Origin of the sequence: Staphylococcus sp. HMSC055A09, from assembly GCF_001809655.1 — a bacterium.
GTDB lineage: Bacteria > Bacillota > Bacilli > Staphylococcales > Staphylococcaceae > Staphylococcus > Staphylococcus capitis.
The window spans coordinates 43,353-59,864 of record NZ_KV798369.1 but is presented as its reverse complement, the minus strand read 5'-3'; the positions used below and the strand labels follow the sequence as shown (position 1 = coordinate 59,864).

The following is a 16,512-nucleotide window of genomic DNA, read 5'->3' as shown; positions in this document are numbered from 1 at the left end:
ATTCCTCATGCTAAAATTAACGCCCCACTACCAATGATATGGAAGTAAGACGTTATTAATTTATATTATAGTAAAAATTTCCTCTGGTTCATTCACGACATAATACGGATTTTCTTGAAGTAAATCATGTGCAGATTGCGCGCCCCAAGTCACTACACAGGATCTAATATCTGATAAACTCGCACTTTTAACATCATGCTTTGTATCTCCGATATATACTGTACGTCCTTGATTTAAATGATTATTCTGTATGATGGATTGTAAGATTTTATAATGAGGCTTTCGCAACTCCTTAATATGTAAACCTAGTGCATCTTTTATAAATCGATTAAGCCCTAAATAATCTAATTGTCTTGTTACTACAGCTGTTTCATTACTTGATATTACAAAGATATTTTTCTTTTTATTATGTAGTAATTGGAGCATTTCACTTATTCCCGCAAACTCTTTTATATTATGTATTTCATATTGACTATAATATTTATGATAAGCCCTAATGAATAATTCAACTTTTTCCTCATCTATACCGATACTAGTTAAACTTCTCAAACCTTCCTCTAACGGTTGGCTTTGTGCACTTAAAATTTCTTCTTTACCAGGATTCTTTAAATTTAATTCCTTAAAAGCCTGCTCAGTTGCATAAACGTGACATAATGTTGTGTCTGCTAAAGTACCATCAAAATCAAAAATATAGTTGTCAAAATTCATGATGTTACACCTCTTAGATAGTAATTACATTATAAATATACACTTTTTTGGTTAAAACTGCGATATATTAAAAAACCAGAGATTTCATGGACTTCATGGAATCTCTGGTAGTATTTCTTACTATTCTAAATTAGCATGATTTTGTTGCATTGTTTCTTCATTGATATGAAATGCTTCCATTAAAGGCAATACAACACTGTCGAGGAAAACTAGTGACGCTTGTTCAAACAAGCTTCCTAGTGGTTGCTTAGAACCTTCAATATCGTGTTTAGTGCCAGCTGGTAATTCTATAATAGTTTCAGCAAGCTCTCCGATTGGCGAATCTGTTTGCGTTGTAATAAGTACAACTTTAGCGCCAATCTTTTGCGCTTTTTCAGCTAACAATCTTAAGTGTTCTGTTGAACCTGACCCAGAAATAATAATGAAAAGGTCGTGCTCTTTTATTGATGGAGTCGTGGACTCTCCTACAACATAAGCGTGTTCACCTAGTTGGTTTAAACGCATTGCAAAACTATTTGCAACAAATCCAGAACGCCCTTTACCAGCTACAAATATTCTATCCGCACCAACAACGTCATTAGCAAATCTTTCATACGACGTATCATCAACATGCGACAACGTATGATCTAATTCATCAAGTATAAGACGATAGTTATTAAATTCTGTCATCCTATCTACCTTCAATCGCATCGCGACATTGTTTTGCAGCTTCAACAGGATCGTCAGCGTTTGCGATTCCTCCACCTACGATAACTAAATCAGGTTCTTCAGCCACAATATCTTTAATTGTATCTGGTTTAATACCGCCAGCTACAGCGACTTTAGAATTTTTAATTACTGACTTCACTGTACGTAAACTATCTAATGGTGATTGACCTTCAGCTTGTAAATCATAACCAGTGTGTACAGCGATATAATCAGCGCCCATTTCGTCTAATTCTTTTGCGCGTGTTTCAAGATCTTGTACCGCAATCATATCTACTAATAATTCTTTACCATGTTTATGTGCTTCTTCAACAGCAGCTTTAATTGATGCGTCTTCTGCTACACCTAAAATAGTTACAACATCAGCACCAAATTTAACAGCTTGGCTTACTTCATAATCTGCTGCATCCATGATTTTTAAATCTGCTAATACTTTCGCATTACTAATATTCTCATTTAAATGTTGAACTGATGGTAAACCTTCGTTAATAACAATCGGCGTACCAATTTCAACAATATCTACATATTCTTCAACTTTTTTCGCTAATTTTGCTGCTTCTTCTTTATTTAATAAATCAATTGCTAATTGTAGTTCCAATGAAATACATCCTTTCATATGACAGTCAATTTCTATTATATAAAGGTGTTTACCCGGCATTTCATTTTTTAAACTGAGCTGAAAATGCTATCACCACAATTAGACTTTATCAATATGAGGAGGTGCAGCCTCATCATCAACATACACTTCCACATTTGGATGGGCATGTAAAATTGTAGAAGGGATGTCTTTAGTAACCTGGTTATTCATTAATTGATGAATCGCTTCTTTTTTCTTTTCTCCAAATGCAAGCAAAATAATACGTTTAGCCTTTAAAATACTTGCTAATCCCATTGAAACAGCTTGTTGTGGAACATCTGATTCACTTTCAAAATAACGACTGTTTGCACGTATCGTACTCTCTGTCAAATCAACAATGTGCGTTTCACTATGTAAATCAGTACCAGGTTCATTAAATCCAATATGACCATTTTCACCTATACCTAATATTTGTATATCAACAGGACCTCTATCATTAAGCAATTGGTTATAACGTTCAGCCTCATCCTCTAATTGAGAGCTGTAACCATTTGGTATATGAATATTTTCTTTATTGAAGTTCGGATATTGATCAAATAATACCTCATTCATATAATAATGATAACTTTGAGGGTGTTCAGCTTTTAATCCAACATATTCATCTAAATTAAATGTTTCAACATGAGAAACATCTAATTGATTCTTTTCTAATAACTCAACTAAATATTTGTATACCTCAGTCATTGTGCCACCAGTAGCTAAACCTAATTTACTTGTAGGTTGGCAACTCATTTCTTTATATAATTCACATGCAACATAAAATGACGCAAGTTTCTTAGAACCTAAGTTGATGATTTTCAATTTTTAAACACCTCGATTTTTAAATCTATGTTCTTACACCTTTCCAACTCCACTTATATAATATACCCTTCAAATACATATTTAACAAAATTTAATTCTTAATTTAAAGAAATTTAACAAACTTCATTATCTATCTTTTTATCTATAACTAAAAAATTTTCCTAATTATTTCAAGCATTCGTGTACAAATATACATCGCTTTCTAGTAAAATATATAGATAAACACATTTACTGATTTTTTATAAACACATTAGTACACGTTGTAAAATATTAAAGAGATAATATAAGTAGTCACTAATAATAAAGCGTAAAAAATCGCGACTTTGGAATCTTTTTAGTGAAGTACTTAACACTAAAATAAACATCTCTAATTTTAATAACTACAAAACCTGTGAAGACTCACACAACTCGGCTACGCATAAAGGCGTCGTAACTCATCGAGTTATAAACGCTCTATTACTATTGATGTAATATGATAAAGTCTTTAACTAATGTTTAAAATTTCGACAGTTTACAATCAACACACTGCAAAATACAAGGGAGTGAACGTGTTGGAACCGATTAATGAACAAGAAGTACTTAACTTACTTACTTCTTATGCAAATAAACCCGTGTACTTACATGTCGAAACTACAAATGGCGCATACGCTAACCATTTCGACGAACGCGTTTTTAACGCAGGTACCTTTTTAAGAAATATACAAGTCACATATGAACACGCACAACTTAAAGGTGGCGAAAAAGATCCATATCGTGTCGGATTAAAATTACGAGAAGGTGGTTGGGTTTATGTACAAGGATTAACGCACTATGAAGTTAATCACGACAACGAATTCCTCATCGCCGGATTTAATTATGAAGGACAATTGGCAGCTACAATAGAAATTAGCGTTAAGCCATTCACAATATAGAGGAGGTTATGAATCATGACTGATGAAAGACACGTACTTGTAATCTTTCCACATCCAGATGATGAAACCTTCTCATCTGCTGGAACCATTGCAAGTTATATTGACGCAGGCGTGCCAGTCACGTACGCATGCTTAACACTAGGACAAATGGGACGTAACTTGGGTAACCCTCCTTTTGCGACAAGGGAATCTTTACCTAATATTCGAGAACGAGAACTTGAAGATGCTTGCCGAGCAATTGGAATTACAGACCTAAGAAAGATGGGGTTACGAGATAAAACGGTTGAGTTTGAACCACATGATCAAATGGACGATATGGTAAAAAATCTCATTGATGAAACTAACCCGTCGTTAATTATTTCATTTTATCCTAAATTCGCCGTGCATCCAGACCATGAAGCTACAGCAGAAGCTGTTGTACGTACAGTAGGACGTATGCCAGAATCAGAACGTCCACGACTCACACTTGTAGCATTTAGTAATGATGCACCAGAAATACTTGGTCAACCAGACATTCAAAATGACATTTCTAAATATAGTGATTTAAAACTTAAAGCCTTTGAAGCGCATGCTTCTCAAACAGGACCATTCTTAAAACAAATTGCGAGCCCTGACATTGATGGACAAGCACAAAGTTTCTTAAAGGTTGAGCCATTTTGGACTTATCACTTCGAATCTTAAATGGAGGTAAAACATGACAGAATTTGATTTATCTACTCGAGAGGGTCGTTGGAAACACTTCGGTTCTGTAGATCCTATCGAAGGTACGAAACCTACAACTAAAAATGAAATGACTGATTTACAAAGCACTCATAAAAATTTCCTATTTGAAATAGAAGAAGTAGGAATTAAAAATTTAACGTATCCTGTATTGATTGATCAGTATCAAACTGCAGGATTATTTAGCTTTTCAACAAGTTTAAATAAAGATGAAAAAGGCATTAATATGAGTCGTATATTAGAGAGTGTTGAAAAGCATTATAATAATGGAATTGAGCTTGAATTTAATACACTTTATCAAGTATTACGCACACTTCAAGAAAAAATGAATCAAAATGCTGCTGGGGTGGATGTCTCAGGAAAATGGTTCTTTGATCGCTTTAGTCCAGTGACTAATATTAAAGCTGTAGGTAACGCAGACGTCACGTACGGACTTGCAATTGATGGCGAGAAAGTAACACGTAAAGAACTAACGATTGAAGCTACTGTTACAACACTTTGTCCTTGTTCTAAAGAAATCAGTGAATACTCAGCGCATAACCAACGTGGAATCGTTACAGTTAAAACTTATTTAGATAAAGATGCTAAAGTCGTGGATGATTATAAAGATAAAATTTTAGACGCTATGGAAGCTAACGCGAGTTCCATATTATACCCTATCTTGAAACGTCCAGATGAAAACGTGTCACAGAACGTGCTTATGAAAACCCACGTTTCGTAGAAGATTTAATTCGACTCATTGCTGCTGATTTAGTTGAATTCGACTGGATTGATGGCTTTGATATTGAATGTCGCAATGAAGAATCTATTCACCAACACGATGCGTTTGCTCGTTTAAAATATAGAAAATGATAGAAAAAAGAGAGTTGCTCCACACTTCTTTAAAGCAACTCTCTTTTTTTATGCGATATAAAATTTTAATATATCGTGTGCGTATTACATAGACATTTTCAAAAATAAATTAATATTAAGTTAATGTCTACTCATATTCTTCTCCCCTGGTCTAACGAAACACATTGCAATAATACTAATCAATGAAGCTACAACCGCTGAAATAAACATTGTTGAATAACCGTGAGTAGCGACTAAAATACCTGTAAGTGTAGGCGCAATCACTGTCGCTGTATTAACAAAGAAGTGAGTTATACCACCATAGGTACCAGTTTTATTTGGTGCTGTATCAATAATCACTGACCAGTAAACTGCGTTAGGTAAGAAGATAAACGCATTCCCTATCATCATTAATATCATGACTGCAACGATACTATGTGTGAATGGAATGATTAGGAAACATATTGCTGCACAAATCATGCCTGCAATCGCAAAGTATGAACGTGCGATACGTAAGCTACCAGTCTTTTTACGTAGCCAGTCAGACATTTGACCACCAAAATATGCTGTAAAACAAGCACCGATCCAAGGAATCATCCCCAAATACCAAAGTGAATGGATTTCAAAATGATATTCATCCTGCAAGTATTTCGGTGTCCATATTAATATAAGAAAATTAACATATTGGAAACCAAAATAACCAATCATGTTTCCTACGAGTGTTGGACTTTTAAAGAAATGATACCACTTTTCACTTGAATCTTCTGTTTCTACTGTTTTTTCAACATTTAAACTCTCATTTGTAGAGCGAATATCATTTAATTCTTCTTCTGAAACTTTTTTATTGTCCTCGGGATAATCTGTAAATACCTTTGCCCAAATAATTACCCAGACTAACCCAAGTATGCCTAATAGGACAAAGAGTAAACGCCAACTTGCTATAGTTAAGAAACCAGATACGATAGGTGCAGTAATAAGTGCTCCTAAAGGTACGCCAATTAAACCAAGAGCTGATAATAAACCACGTTCTCTAGGTGCCGCCCAGTTCGCATTAGTTTTACTAATCGTTGAAAAGATAGGACCTTCTGAAATACCGAAAAGCACTCGAAGTAAACCAAATCCAGCAATAGCTGAACCTCCAAATATTGCCATACCAAGTTCACCTGCAAAAGCCATTGCAATTTCAACTAAAGACCAAGCCGTCCCAGCCAATATCCAAACAAATTTAGGTCCCTTTTTATCGGCAGTAATTCCACCAAGCAATGAACCAAACATGTAACCATAGCCAAAGTATCCTAGTATAGATCCCCAAGCAATCGTATCAAAACCAAATTCTTTAATAATATCTTCTTGAGCATATGAGATTGCACCACGATCGATGTAATTAATCATCGTCATAATAACAATCATGGTAATGATAAAATAACGATAACGTTTCATAGTCATCCCCACCCCTTTGTTCTAAACATCTCTACCGTGTAAGTTTATCACAAAGTTGAGTGTAAGCGCTAACATTATTTTAAATATTCAGAATGTTAAGGTGTTAAAAAAGTGCTATAGATAAGGAGGTTAATAATTTCGGACTAAGTAGAATAGGAATGTTTTTAATATTATTGAATTTTTATTTTTAGTTTATTTAATATTTGAAGATTTTATTATGTTATAATATTTGTAAAATAAATTAAACAGATGAGGTATCGAATGTTTTATTTTGTAGGAAACAATATTGGTCAAAAAATCACAGGTATTGAAAAAGCTATTATTAATCGTTTAAACCTTTTTAAAGAAAATAAATATTCATCAAAAGTTATTCTATTAGCATGGAATCGTTACTTAACTGATACAGCATCAAATTATTTAATGCATGAAGATTACATAAATATGTACGATTATTTTCAAGAAGCTACGCAAGTAACTATAAATATTGAATCGATAAATAGTAAAAATTGGTTACATGATTGGCAGCATGATTGTGGATACACAATTAAGTATGTTGAACATTCTAATGATGTACGCGTTTATGATGGTAACAACTTTATAATGTATGCCCATTTTACAGATGAGACTTATAAAAAACTTGATTATCTTAATTATTTCGATACATCTCGTAGGAAAATCAAAAGAGAGCTGTATGATACTCGAGGATTCTTAAGTTGTACTAGAATTTTATCAACTGATCAAAAAATTCAATCGGAGTTTTACTATTCTCCTCAAAAAGAAGTTAAATTAGAGAAATATTATGATATTGATTCAAATGAACCTAATATAGCTAAGAAAATACTATTACATCATCAGGGGAGAACGTATTTCTTCAATAATGATACTGAGTTAAGTGCATTTTTCATAGAACAAATTTATTGCAGTGGTGATCTTTTCTTTAGTGACAGAAATTTAATTTCATCACATGTTTTTAATTCTACAATTCATACAATACCGGTTGTAGCCGTTTTACATAGTACTCATGTCAAAGATATTAATGATTTGATGCATTCAAGGATTAAAAATGTCTATAAAGGCGTCTTCGATCATTTAAAACGCTACAAAGCCATTGTAGTTTCAACGGAACAACAAGCCGAAGATGTACGTCATAGAATTAAGGACTGTATTCCAGTTTATGCGATACCTGTAGGTTTCTCTGAAAGTACATCACAACATAATATAGGATATACATCTCAAAAATTAATTTCTGTAGCAAGATACTCCCCTGAAAAGCAATTAGAACAACAAATTAAGCTGGTTAGTAAATTAAAAGGGTTATTCCCCAAAATTGAATTACATTTATATGGTTTTGGGCCTGAAGAAAGTAAGCTTAAAACATTAATTAATGATTATCATGTAGAAAATCATGTATTTCTAAGAGGATTTCTTAATGACTTAACAGAAGAATTTAAAACAGCATATGTTAATTTAATTACAAGTAATATGGAAGGATTCTCATTAGCATTATTAGAAGCTCAATCGCATGGTGTTCCTTCTATTAGCTATAATATTAAATATGGACCAGGTGAATTAATTATTCCTGATTATAATGGCTCATTAGTAGAATTTAACAATGAAGATCAACTATATGAAACTGTGAAGGCTCTACTAGAAGAACCGGAATTACAACAAAAATATGCTCAAAATAGTATTGAATCATCCAAAAATTTTAGTAAGGATGCCATTATAAATAGATGGCAACAATTAATAAATGATATCAATACATAGATTTTAGAATATCAGCCCATAAAAATAATAGCAGTAAGTCGGTTTTAATTAAGAACCTTCTTACTGCTACTTTTATTTAAAATTATATTGTATAACTGTACGTTTTATTTTAAGTGTTCATAAGGACTGTTATTTACAAATGAAACGATTTGATCTACGAATAATTTTGCACGTAATTGGAATTCACTATCCTCTAGGTATAATGTGCCATCGTCTAATTTTGCGTAATCTGAATCATGTGTAGCAATTTGTGTAGGAACTGCAATACCTAATAAACTGCGTATAATCACTCTTAAATGTGATAATGGTTCTGAACTTACAATACCTCCACTATTTCCAATGAGACCCACCGGTTTCATTTTGAAATAATCCATATTCAAATGATCTAGAGCGTTCTTAAGTATGCCAGAAAATGAGCCATGATAATTAGGCGTTCCAAGAATAAAGAAATCCGCTTCCATTGCTTTATCCTGAAGCTCTTTAACATTTTTTTTAATATCTTCAGCAGCTTGTGTTGTACCAGAAAAGTCCAATTGATGAATTGGTTTCTCAGCTAAATCAAATATATCTACATCAACATCATGTTCATCTAATTGACCTATAAGGTATTTAGCTAAAGCATTTGTATGAGAACCTACTCTAGCACTGCCTACAATTATTAATCCTTTCATCTTTTACACCTCTTAATTATGTTAATTGATTCTCTTCTTTTAAAAATTTCTTAATTGCTTTACCGACTCCGCTGTTTTCATTTGAATCAGTCACATACTTAGCGACTGTCTTAACTTCTGGTGCAGCATTATCCATTGCGACCGAATAACCGACTCTTTCAAGCATAGAGACATCATTTAAGTTATCCCCTAGTGCCATGACATCTTTTAAATCAATGCCGAGTTGTTTCGCAATAGTAGATAAAGCTATGCCTTTTTGCGCATCTGAATGTGTAATTTCTAAATTACCTCTTGAAGATGAAGAAACTGCAAGGTTTGGTGATTGAGCTAATTCTTGACCTACAAGATCAATTTTTCCTAAATCAGAATCGAACGCTAAAATTTTCATGATTAATTCACCAGGAATATCTTCAATTTTGTCATAATTATCAACAATTTTTAAAGTTCCATTATCTATACGTTTTTGAATACTGTTCTCGATTTTCTCAACATCTGCTTTTTGACCAGCACGTTCAGCGATATCAATATAAATTTCTAAGTCTCTTTGAGGATTTTCCGTATAAATCCCTCTATTTGTGTAAACTTGATAATATATGTCTTTTTCTTTCAATGTAGACGTTATCTTACTCACTAAAGAATGATTAAGATGAGATGTACTCATAATATTGAACGTTTCATCGCGAACTTCGGCTCCGTTCAAGCAGATATATGGTACTTTTAAATCTGTTTCAGCAACTGGTGTATTCGCTTCGTAAAATGCACGCCCTGTCGCGATAACAACAGTGATACCATGTTCTTGTGCAAATTTAATCGCTTCTTGGTTCTCTTGAGAAATTTCGTGTGCAGCATTAAGGAGCGTTCCATCCATATCTGTTGCAATTAGCTTTATCATTCGTTGACCTCGTTTCTTCCCGTTTGTAGTTATTTATTTTTAATTTAGGTTTTTAAATTTAATTTTTGAAAAGGTTAGCATGTATTGTCACTCTTTTCATACACAATTATTCTAACAAATTTGTGTCATTTTGTATCTTTGCTTGTTTGAGTGCCTTCTTTTGTTGGCGAATATTTTTGAAGAAATCACGTAAAAGTGTGCTGCATTCATTTTCCAAAATACCCGACTCAACAATAGCTCTGTGGTTGAATTGAGGCTGCTCTAACAAGTTCATCAAACTGCCGGTACATCCTCCCTTAGGATCAACAGCACCATAAACCACTCGTGGTATTCGACTCATCACGATGGCTCCTGCACACATCACGCAGGGTTCAAGGGTGACATAAAGAGTACATTCTTCTAAACGCCAACTACCCACTACCTTAGATGCACGTTCAATCGCAATGTGTTCAGCGTGTGCAGTAGGTAGTTGTAAGGATTCTCTTAAATTATGAGCGTGTGCAATGACTTGATCGTTTTTAACAATGACAGCTCCAATGGGCACCTCCCCTAGAGCTTGTGCTTTCTGAGCTTCTTTGATTGCTAAACGCATGTAATCTTTATCAGTTCTCATATGTGTTGCAATACCTCACTTATGGTACAATACTCATTGTCTATTTTAACATTTGGAGAAGTGAATATGAATAAACCATTTATTGCAATTGAAGGACCTATAGGTGTTGGTAAATCTTCACTTGCACGAATGCTAAGTCAAACGCTTGGTTATTACGAAGAGAAAGAAATTGTTGACGAAAATCCTTTTCTATCAGACTTTTATGACGACATAGAAAAGTGGAGCTTTCAAACAGAAATGTTCTTTTTATGTAACAGATATAAACAAATTCAAGATATTGAGGCGTTAGAACAAGGCGTTGTAAGTGATTACCACATACATAAAAATAAAATATTTGCAAATAACACATTAGATTCGAAAGAGTTCGATAAATTCAGTCGCATTTATGATATTTTGACTGAAGATCTTGAAATGCCTAATATGATTATCTTTTTAGATGCAGATTTAGATGTTCTCAAAACTAGAATAGCTAAACGCAATCGCGATTTTGAACATACTATTGAAGATGATTATTTATTAAAGCTGAAACAAGATTATAAAGCTTATTATGAATCCTTAAAAAATGAGGGCGCGAATGTCATACGTATTGACACAACTGAGAAAGATTTTGTTAACAATAGTGACGACTATAAAGAAATTTTAGAATTAATAAAACCAATGATTGGAGATAATATAGATGAATAATTTTGGTATTCCTCAAAATGCAATTATCACTATTGCAGGTACTGTGGGCGTCGGAAAGTCAACATTAACACAGGCGCTTGCTGATAAATTAAATTTTAAAACTTCTTTTGAAAATGTTGATCATAATCCTTATTTAGATAAATTCTATCATGATTTTGAGCGTTGGAGTTTTCATCTACAAATATACTTTTTAGCGGAACGCTTTAAAGAACAAAAGCGTATGTTTGAATATGGTGGTGGCTTCGTACAGGACCGTTCTATTTATGAAGATGTTGATATTTTTGCGAAAATGCATGAAGAACAAGGTACAATGAGCCCGGAAGATTTTCACACGTATTCAGAATTATTTAACGCTATGGTAATGACACCTTATTTTCCTAAACCAGATGTGTTAATTTATTTAGAATGTGATTATGATGAAGTGATTGATCGTATTAAGCAACGTGGTCGTGATATGGAAATTAATACAGACCCTGAATATTGGAAAAAATTATTCAAACGTTACGATGATTGGATTAATAATTTTAATGCTTGTCCAGTGGTGCGCGTCAATATTAATGAGTATGATATTCACGAAAATCTGGATTCACTAGACCCAATTATCGATAAAATAGCTCATATCATCCAGACTCATCGCCAAGTTGATACAAGACCTTAAAGTGAATTGAAACTTTGCTTATATTCTATTTTTTGACAAACGATCTAATTATATATAGGTTAATACTACAAGTTAATGATTTACACTAGGGGTGTTTTTAACTGAGATGGAATCTATCCAAACCCTTTGAACCTGAATCTAGTTTAAACTAGCGTAGGAAAGTGTGATGACGCTCTTAATATTAATTTGTCATAATATGTGATGACTAAGAAGCACAACTTTTTTACGGAAGTTGTGCTTCTTTTTTTAAAAAATTTTAGGAGGATTAAAAATGTCAAAAACTGCAATTATTACTGGAAGTAGCCGTGGTTTAGGAGCGGTAATTGCTCAAACATTAATTAATAAAGGTTATAACGTTGTTGTGAATTATAAACATAGCAGAGAAAAAGCTGAAAAATTGATTGAGAATATTAGTCATGAAAAAGCAATTGCAATTCAAGCTGATGTGACAGAACGTGCCGAAGTTAACCGAATGGTCAAAGTTGCAAAGGAACATTTTGGTAATATAGACATTGTTATTAATAATGCACTAGTTAATTTTAAGTTTGATCCAAACCAACAAAAGAACTTCAAAGATTTAACTTGGGAAGATTATCAACAACAACTTGATGGCACTTTAAAAGCTGCATTTAATGTTACACAAAGTGTCATACCTCAATTTATTGAAAAACAGGAAGGCAGAATTATTAATATCGGAACAAATCTATATCAAAACCCAGTCGTCCCCTATCATGAATACACGACTGCTAAAGCTGGCTTAATAGGTTTTACCCGTAATATCGCTGCAGAGCTAGGCCAATATGGTATAACAGCCAATGTGGTTTCTGGAGGATTATTAAAAACTACTGATGCTAGTGCAGTAACGACGCCTGAGGTATTCGACTTAATCGCTCAAACGACACCGCTCAAAAAAGTGACTACGCCACAAGATGTAGCAAATATGGTTGCTTATCTAGCTTCTGATGAAGCAAGTGGTATCACTGGTCAGAATTTAACTGTTGATGGTGGGTTAACAATGAATTAATGTATGATGTTAATAGAAAATATCGATTAAAACTTACATCTAAAATTAAATGTAGAGTGAAACCTCTTTTTTTAAAGACAAATATAATAAAAGCATGGTTACTTGAACTCACTCAAATATCCATGCTTTTTAATTAATTTTGTTATTTTTTATATTGATCTAAAATTTGTTTTACATCTTTAGCACTGTCAATAATGACATCCGCATCCGCTTCATGAAGTTCCTCTCTTTTTGCGATACCAGTTAATACACCTATACTTAAACCTAATTTAGCGTTTACCGCAGTTTTCATATCATTTGTAGTGTCACCAATGATGGCAACTTGATCTGGTGAAACATCATAAGCGTCAAATAAAGGATTCAACACTTTTGGATTGGGTTTTTCTTCAGCATGAGTTTCTGTAGAAATAATTAAATCAAATAATTCTTTAGATTGCGTTTCTTCTAGAAATTGATCTACGCCTTTTTTGGTATCACTAGTGACAATACCAATTTTATAACCTTCGTTTCTAAGTTCCTGAATAGTCTCTTGCACACCTTCAATCCAATTATTTTCAGGAACACGAGTATCAACAAGTTCTTGGCTAGTATTTCTTGCCCAATCAGATGTATCTTCTCCAGTAACTTTATTAAAAGATTTAATCATATCTCCTAATGATCCTGAACCCATAATTGAATCAGGAACAATTTTATCGTCAATAATTCCAAGTTGGCGGTGTGCTACTTCTTTGTCGTGTACAGGAAATGTCTCTAATAGTTTATCAACAAGGCGCACACCGATTTTTTCCCAACTCTTATCAAATTCTATTAGCGTGCCATCTTTATCAAATAATATCCATTCCATTTTTACTTCTCTCCTGAAAATGATTTTTTGTAGTACATTCATTTACATATTATTGTAATATAGAGACTTCAATAATTATAGAAAAGTGGATTATGGTTTCTTTATTTCACAAAAAAGAGCTTTCTCGAATGAGAAAGCTCTTTCAGTATATAACACATTAATAGTTAGGGACTTCAACTCTCCAACCATATTTATCTTCTAATTTACCGCTTTGAATACCAGTATATGTGTCATATAATTTTTGAGTGATTTCACCTGGCTCATTATTATTAATAACAATTTCTCTGTCTTCATAGCGTAATGTACCAACTGGAGAAATAACCGCTGCAGTACCTGCACCAAATACTTCTGTAAGTTCACCTTTGTCGTAAGCGTCGAATAATTCGTCAATTGAAACTTTTCTTTCTTCAACTTCATAACCTAAGTCTTCAGCTAATTGAATAATTGATTTTCTAGTAATACCTGGTAAGATACTTCCATTTAATGCAGGTGTGACTATTTTTCCATTTTCAACGAAGAAGATATTCATACTTCCAACTTCTTCGACATATTTTTGTTCCACACCATCTAGCCATAATACTTGGTCATAACCTAATTTGTTAGCATTAGTTTGTGCAAGTAGACTAGCAGCATAGTTACCGGCAACTTTCGCAAATCCTACTCCTCCACGTACGGCACGAACATATTCGTCTTCAACATAAATTTTAGTAGTTTTTAACGTGTCTCCACCATAATACGCACCTGAAGGCGATAAAATGATTAATAACTTATATTGTTGAGATGCACGTACACCTAGAATACCTTCCGTAGCAAATACGAATGGACGAATATATAATGATTGCCCTTCACCCTCTGGTACCCAGTCACGTTCAACATCAATAAGTTGTTTTAATCCCTCTAATAATGCTTCTTCGTCAACTTCTGGCATTTCTAAACGCGCTAAAGAATTATTAATACGTTTAAAGTTTTGGTCTGGTCGGAATAATACCACTTCACCGTTGTGTTTATATGCTTTAAGCCCTTCAAATACCGCTTGACCATAATGTAAACCTTGTGCTGCTGGTGAAATTTCAAATGGTGCATAAGGTACAATCTTCATATCATGCCAACCTTTATCCGCATCATAATCCAAACTTAGCATATAGTCTGAAAAATATTGACCGAATCCTAATTTCGATGTGTCTGGTTTTTCTTTCAATGTATCTCGTTGTTCAAATTTTACCTTTTCTGACATGAATATAGCCTCCTAGTAATTTCTCCGAATTGAATAGTTACTCTAAATTATATCAATCGCATTTATACTATTCAATGAGTTTTCTAAATATTCAAAATAAATATACAAATGTAATTATGTACTCTTTATTAGTTAAACATTACCATATTAAACTTACAAGTTTAGTTATTTACGTATGTTATAGATACATTGGATTTAAAATATAAAAAAACTCCTTTTAAAAGTTTTAATTTTAAAAGGAGTAAGTTTTAGCTAAACTACGTTATTAATTATATAAGATTTTCTATTTAGCAACCTTTTCTTTTTCTTCAATTGCTGCGAGCATCAACTTAGTCATTGAGGCTAAATCATATTTTGGATTAAATCCCCACTCACCACGTGAACAGCTCGTATCGATACTATCAGGCCATGTTGAAGCAATATTTTGACGTTCTGGATCAACATCATAGTCTAGTTCGAAATTAGGGTAGTACTCTTGAATGGCTTTTTTAACCATTTCAGGTTCTATACTCATTGCACTTAAATTATAACCATTACGAGTTTCTAATTTGGCACCATCTGCTTCCATTAATTTTATAATAGCGTCGATGGCATCATCCATATACATCATATCCATATATGTGTTCTTATCGATATAGCTTGTATAACGACCTTCTCTTACTGCTTTAAAATAAATTTCAACAGCGTAGTCAGTCGTGCCGCCCCCTGGCTCCTTCACATGTGAAATAAGTCCTGGGAATCTTACGCTGCGAGTATCTACGCCAAACTTAACATAATAATACTGACACAGTAATTCACCCGCAACTTTATTAACACCGTACATTGTAGTAGGTTGTTGGATTGTTACTTGTGGTGTATTTACTTTAGGCGTTGACGCGCCAAAAGCACCAATAGAGCTTGGTGTAAAGAATTGTAGTTCATACGTACGTGCAGCTTCAAGAGCGTTCATTAATCCTCCCATATTTAAATCCCAAGCGAATAATGGATTCTTCTCAGCAGTTGCGGATAATAATGCTGCCATATGCATTAAAGTGTCTGCCCCAAAATCTTCGATAAGCTTATACATACGCTCTCTGTCTTTAACATCTAAAATTTCAAATGGACCATTTTGAACTGGTGAATTTGCTTCAGGTTCTCTAATATCTGTAGCTAATACATTTTCTGTACCGTAAATTTCTCGACATTTCACTACTAACTCGGTTCCAATTTGGCCAAGTGCCCCTGTAATCATTATCTTTTTCATTACAAAATCTCCCCTTGTTTATTTCATAAGTGCGTTGTCCTTCTAGTATGTACATATTCTTAATTTACATCAATATTATATAATAAAAGCGCTTTCTTGTATATGCAGTAAACACATTATAGGGTTTAA

Annotated in this window: 17 protein-coding genes, 1 pseudogene and 1 riboswitch; of the genes and pseudogenes, 7 read left to right on the top strand and 11 right to left on the bottom strand. The window is 33.4% G+C overall.

All coding sequences use genetic code 11. The features are described from left to right. Nucleotides 1-60: 60 nt before the first annotated feature. The 4 genes from HMPREF2642_RS05845 to nagB form a co-directional block, all read right to left on the bottom strand. Complete coding sequence (locus HMPREF2642_RS05845) at nucleotides 61-708, bottom strand: HAD family hydrolase (RefSeq protein WP_030059916.1); 648 nt, start codon at nucleotides 706-708, stop codon at nucleotides 61-63. Nucleotides 709-828: 120 nt separating this feature from the next. Next, nucleotides 829-1,377: a 6-phospho-3-hexuloisomerase gene (gene hxlB / locus HMPREF2642_RS05840; RefSeq protein ID WP_002433290.1), complete on the bottom strand. Its 549-nt coding sequence runs from the start codon at nucleotides 1,375-1,377 to the stop codon at nucleotides 829-831. A gap of 1 nt (nucleotide 1,378) precedes the next feature. Next, entirely contained in the window at nucleotides 1,379-2,011 is a 633-nt protein-coding gene (gene hxlA / locus HMPREF2642_RS05835) for a 3-hexulose-6-phosphate synthase (RefSeq protein WP_023350759.1), read from the bottom strand. Nucleotides 2,012-2,110: 99 nt separating this feature from the next. Beyond that, entirely contained in the window at nucleotides 2,111-2,851 is a 741-nt protein-coding gene (gene nagB, locus HMPREF2642_RS05830) for a glucosamine-6-phosphate deaminase (protein ID WP_002433147.1), read from the bottom strand. A 548-nt stretch (nucleotides 2,852-3,399) separates the two neighbouring features. Here nagB and HMPREF2642_RS05825 point away from each other — a divergent pair. The 3 genes and pseudogenes from HMPREF2642_RS05825 to folE2 all read left to right on the top strand — a co-directional run bounded on the left by HMPREF2642_RS05825 (nucleotide 3,400) and on the right by folE2 (nucleotide 5,334). Beyond that, a complete protein-coding gene (locus HMPREF2642_RS05825) occupies nucleotides 3,400-3,762 on the top strand; it encodes a YojF family protein (RefSeq protein ID WP_172969464.1) in 363 nt (120 codons plus the stop codon). Between the two features lie 15 nt (nucleotides 3,763-3,777). Beyond that, on the top strand, nucleotides 3,778-4,443 hold the full coding sequence (gene bshB2, locus HMPREF2642_RS05820) for a bacillithiol biosynthesis deacetylase BshB2 (RefSeq protein ID WP_002433272.1): 666 nt from the start codon (nucleotides 3,778-3,780) through the stop codon (nucleotides 4,441-4,443). Between the two features lie 13 nt (nucleotides 4,444-4,456). Further along, a pseudogene (gene folE2, locus HMPREF2642_RS05815) lies at nucleotides 4,457-5,334 on the top strand (GTP cyclohydrolase FolE2). A 120-nt stretch (nucleotides 5,335-5,454) separates the two neighbouring features. On the opposite strand, the gene HMPREF2642_RS05810 reads toward folE2, so the two are convergent. Beyond that, nucleotides 5,455-6,753 carry an MFS transporter gene (locus tag HMPREF2642_RS05810; RefSeq protein WP_070597724.1) on the bottom strand — a complete coding sequence of 433 codons (1,299 nt, stop codon included), beginning with the start codon at nucleotides 6,751-6,753 and terminating at the stop codon, nucleotides 5,455-5,457. Nucleotides 6,754-7,014: 261 nt separating this feature from the next. Here HMPREF2642_RS05810 and HMPREF2642_RS05805 point away from each other — a divergent pair, with 261 nt between their 5' ends. After that, nucleotides 7,015-8,520 (top strand): glycosyltransferase family 4 protein, encoded by a 1,506-nt coding sequence (locus HMPREF2642_RS05805; protein ID WP_023350764.1) that lies wholly within the window; start codon nucleotides 7,015-7,017, stop codon nucleotides 8,518-8,520. Nucleotides 8,521-8,624: 104 nt separating this feature from the next. Here HMPREF2642_RS05805 and HMPREF2642_RS05800 read toward each other — a convergent pair whose 3' ends face one another. The 3 genes from HMPREF2642_RS05800 to tadA all read right to left on the bottom strand — a co-directional run bounded on the left by HMPREF2642_RS05800 (nucleotide 8,625) and on the right by tadA (nucleotide 10,696). Then, a complete protein-coding gene (locus HMPREF2642_RS05800; protein ID WP_023350765.1) occupies nucleotides 8,625-9,191 on the bottom strand; it encodes an NADPH-dependent FMN reductase in 567 nt (188 codons plus the stop codon). 16 nt (nucleotides 9,192-9,207) lie between these two features. Continuing rightward, nucleotides 9,208-10,083: a Cof-type HAD-IIB family hydrolase gene (locus HMPREF2642_RS05795; protein WP_002452494.1), complete on the bottom strand. Its 876-nt coding sequence runs from the start codon at nucleotides 10,081-10,083 to the stop codon at nucleotides 9,208-9,210. 106 nt (nucleotides 10,084-10,189) lie between these two features. After that, on the bottom strand, nucleotides 10,190-10,696 hold the full coding sequence (tadA, locus tag HMPREF2642_RS05790; RefSeq protein WP_030059911.1) for a tRNA adenosine(34) deaminase TadA: 507 nt from the start codon (nucleotides 10,694-10,696) through the stop codon (nucleotides 10,190-10,192). Nucleotides 10,697-10,762: 66 nt separating this feature from the next. Here tadA and HMPREF2642_RS05785 point away from each other — a divergent pair, with 66 nt between their 5' ends. The 3 genes from HMPREF2642_RS05785 to HMPREF2642_RS05775 all read left to right on the top strand — a co-directional run bounded on the left by HMPREF2642_RS05785 (nucleotide 10,763) and on the right by HMPREF2642_RS05775 (nucleotide 13,062). After that, nucleotides 10,763-11,380 (top strand): deoxynucleoside kinase, encoded by a 618-nt coding sequence (locus tag HMPREF2642_RS05785; RefSeq protein ID WP_030059909.1) that lies wholly within the window; start codon nucleotides 10,763-10,765, stop codon nucleotides 11,378-11,380. Then, on the top strand, nucleotides 11,373-12,038 hold the full coding sequence (locus HMPREF2642_RS05780; protein WP_002433233.1) for a deoxynucleoside kinase: 666 nt from the start codon (nucleotides 11,373-11,375) through the stop codon (nucleotides 12,036-12,038). Before HMPREF2642_RS05785 ends, HMPREF2642_RS05780 begins: the two co-directional genes overlap by 8 nt. 77 nt (nucleotides 12,039-12,115) lie before the next feature. Beyond that, a riboswitch (TPP riboswitch) is annotated at nucleotides 12,116-12,215 on the top strand. Nucleotides 12,216-12,309: 94 nt separating this feature from the next. Next, a complete protein-coding gene (locus tag HMPREF2642_RS05775) occupies nucleotides 12,310-13,062 on the top strand; it encodes a 3-oxoacyl-ACP reductase (protein WP_030059908.1) in 753 nt (250 codons plus the stop codon). A 142-nt stretch (nucleotides 13,063-13,204) separates the two neighbouring features. On the opposite strand, the gene HMPREF2642_RS05770 is transcribed toward HMPREF2642_RS05775, so the two are convergent. From HMPREF2642_RS05770 to HMPREF2642_RS05760, 3 genes are all read right to left on the bottom strand, one after another. Continuing rightward, nucleotides 13,205-13,906 carry an HAD family hydrolase gene (locus HMPREF2642_RS05770; protein ID WP_002433489.1) on the bottom strand — a complete coding sequence of 234 codons (702 nt, stop codon included), beginning with the start codon at nucleotides 13,904-13,906 and terminating at the stop codon, nucleotides 13,205-13,207. Nucleotides 13,907-14,063: 157 nt separating this feature from the next. Then, nucleotides 14,064-15,140 carry a branched-chain amino acid aminotransferase gene (locus tag HMPREF2642_RS05765; protein ID WP_030059905.1) on the bottom strand — a complete coding sequence of 359 codons (1,077 nt, stop codon included), beginning with the start codon at nucleotides 15,138-15,140 and terminating at the stop codon, nucleotides 14,064-14,066. A gap of 283 nt (nucleotides 15,141-15,423) precedes the next feature. Further along, the gene (locus tag HMPREF2642_RS05760) at nucleotides 15,424-16,383 is read right to left on the bottom strand and encodes an NAD-dependent epimerase/dehydratase family protein (RefSeq protein WP_030059903.1); all 960 of its coding nucleotides are present in this window, start codon (nucleotides 16,381-16,383) and stop codon (nucleotides 15,424-15,426) included. Nucleotides 16,384-16,512: the final 129 nt, after the last annotated feature.

What these genes read in the sequence shown, in the direction of transcription:
- HMPREF2642_RS05780 (WP_002433233.1), top strand. Translation starts at nt 11,373, where the DNA reads ATGAATAATTTTGGTATTCCTCAAAATGCAATTATCACTATTGCAGGT.
- hxlB (WP_002433290.1), bottom strand. Translation starts at nt 1,377, where the DNA reads ATGACAGAATTTAATAACTATCGTCTTATACTTGATGAATTAGATCAT.
- HMPREF2642_RS05765 (WP_030059905.1), bottom strand. Translation starts at nt 15,140, where the DNA reads ATGTCAGAAAAGGTAAAATTTGAACAACGAGATACATTGAAAGAAAAA.
- HMPREF2642_RS05845 (WP_030059916.1), bottom strand. Translation starts at nt 708, where the DNA reads ATGAATTTTGACAACTATATTTTTGATTTTGATGGTACTTTAGCAGAC.
- HMPREF2642_RS05760 (WP_030059903.1), bottom strand. Translation starts at nt 16,383, where the DNA reads ATGAAAAAGATAATGATTACAGGGGCACTTGGCCAAATTGGAACCGAG.
- HMPREF2642_RS05775 (WP_030059908.1), top strand. Translation starts at nt 12,310, where the DNA reads ATGTCAAAAACTGCAATTATTACTGGAAGTAGCCGTGGTTTAGGAGCG.
- HMPREF2642_RS05795 (WP_002452494.1), bottom strand. Translation starts at nt 10,083, where the DNA reads ATGATAAAGCTAATTGCAACAGATATGGATGGAACGCTCCTTAATGCT.
- HMPREF2642_RS05810 (WP_070597724.1), bottom strand. Translation starts at nt 6,753, where the DNA reads ATGAAACGTTATCGTTATTTTATCATTACCATGATTGTTATTATGACG.
- HMPREF2642_RS05770 (WP_002433489.1), bottom strand. Translation starts at nt 13,906, where the DNA reads ATGGAATGGATATTATTTGATAAAGATGGCACGCTAATAGAATTTGAT.
- tadA (WP_030059911.1), bottom strand. Translation starts at nt 10,696, where the DNA reads ATGAGAACTGATAAAGATTACATGCGTTTAGCAATCAAAGAAGCTCAG.
- HMPREF2642_RS05800 (WP_023350765.1), bottom strand. Translation starts at nt 9,191, where the DNA reads ATGAAAGGATTAATAATTGTAGGCAGTGCTAGAGTAGGTTCTCATACA.
- HMPREF2642_RS05805 (WP_023350764.1), top strand. Translation starts at nt 7,015, where the DNA reads ATGTTTTATTTTGTAGGAAACAATATTGGTCAAAAAATCACAGGTATT.
- HMPREF2642_RS05785 (WP_030059909.1), top strand. Translation starts at nt 10,763, where the DNA reads ATGAATAAACCATTTATTGCAATTGAAGGACCTATAGGTGTTGGTAAA.
- bshB2 (WP_002433272.1), top strand. Translation starts at nt 3,778, where the DNA reads ATGACTGATGAAAGACACGTACTTGTAATCTTTCCACATCCAGATGAT.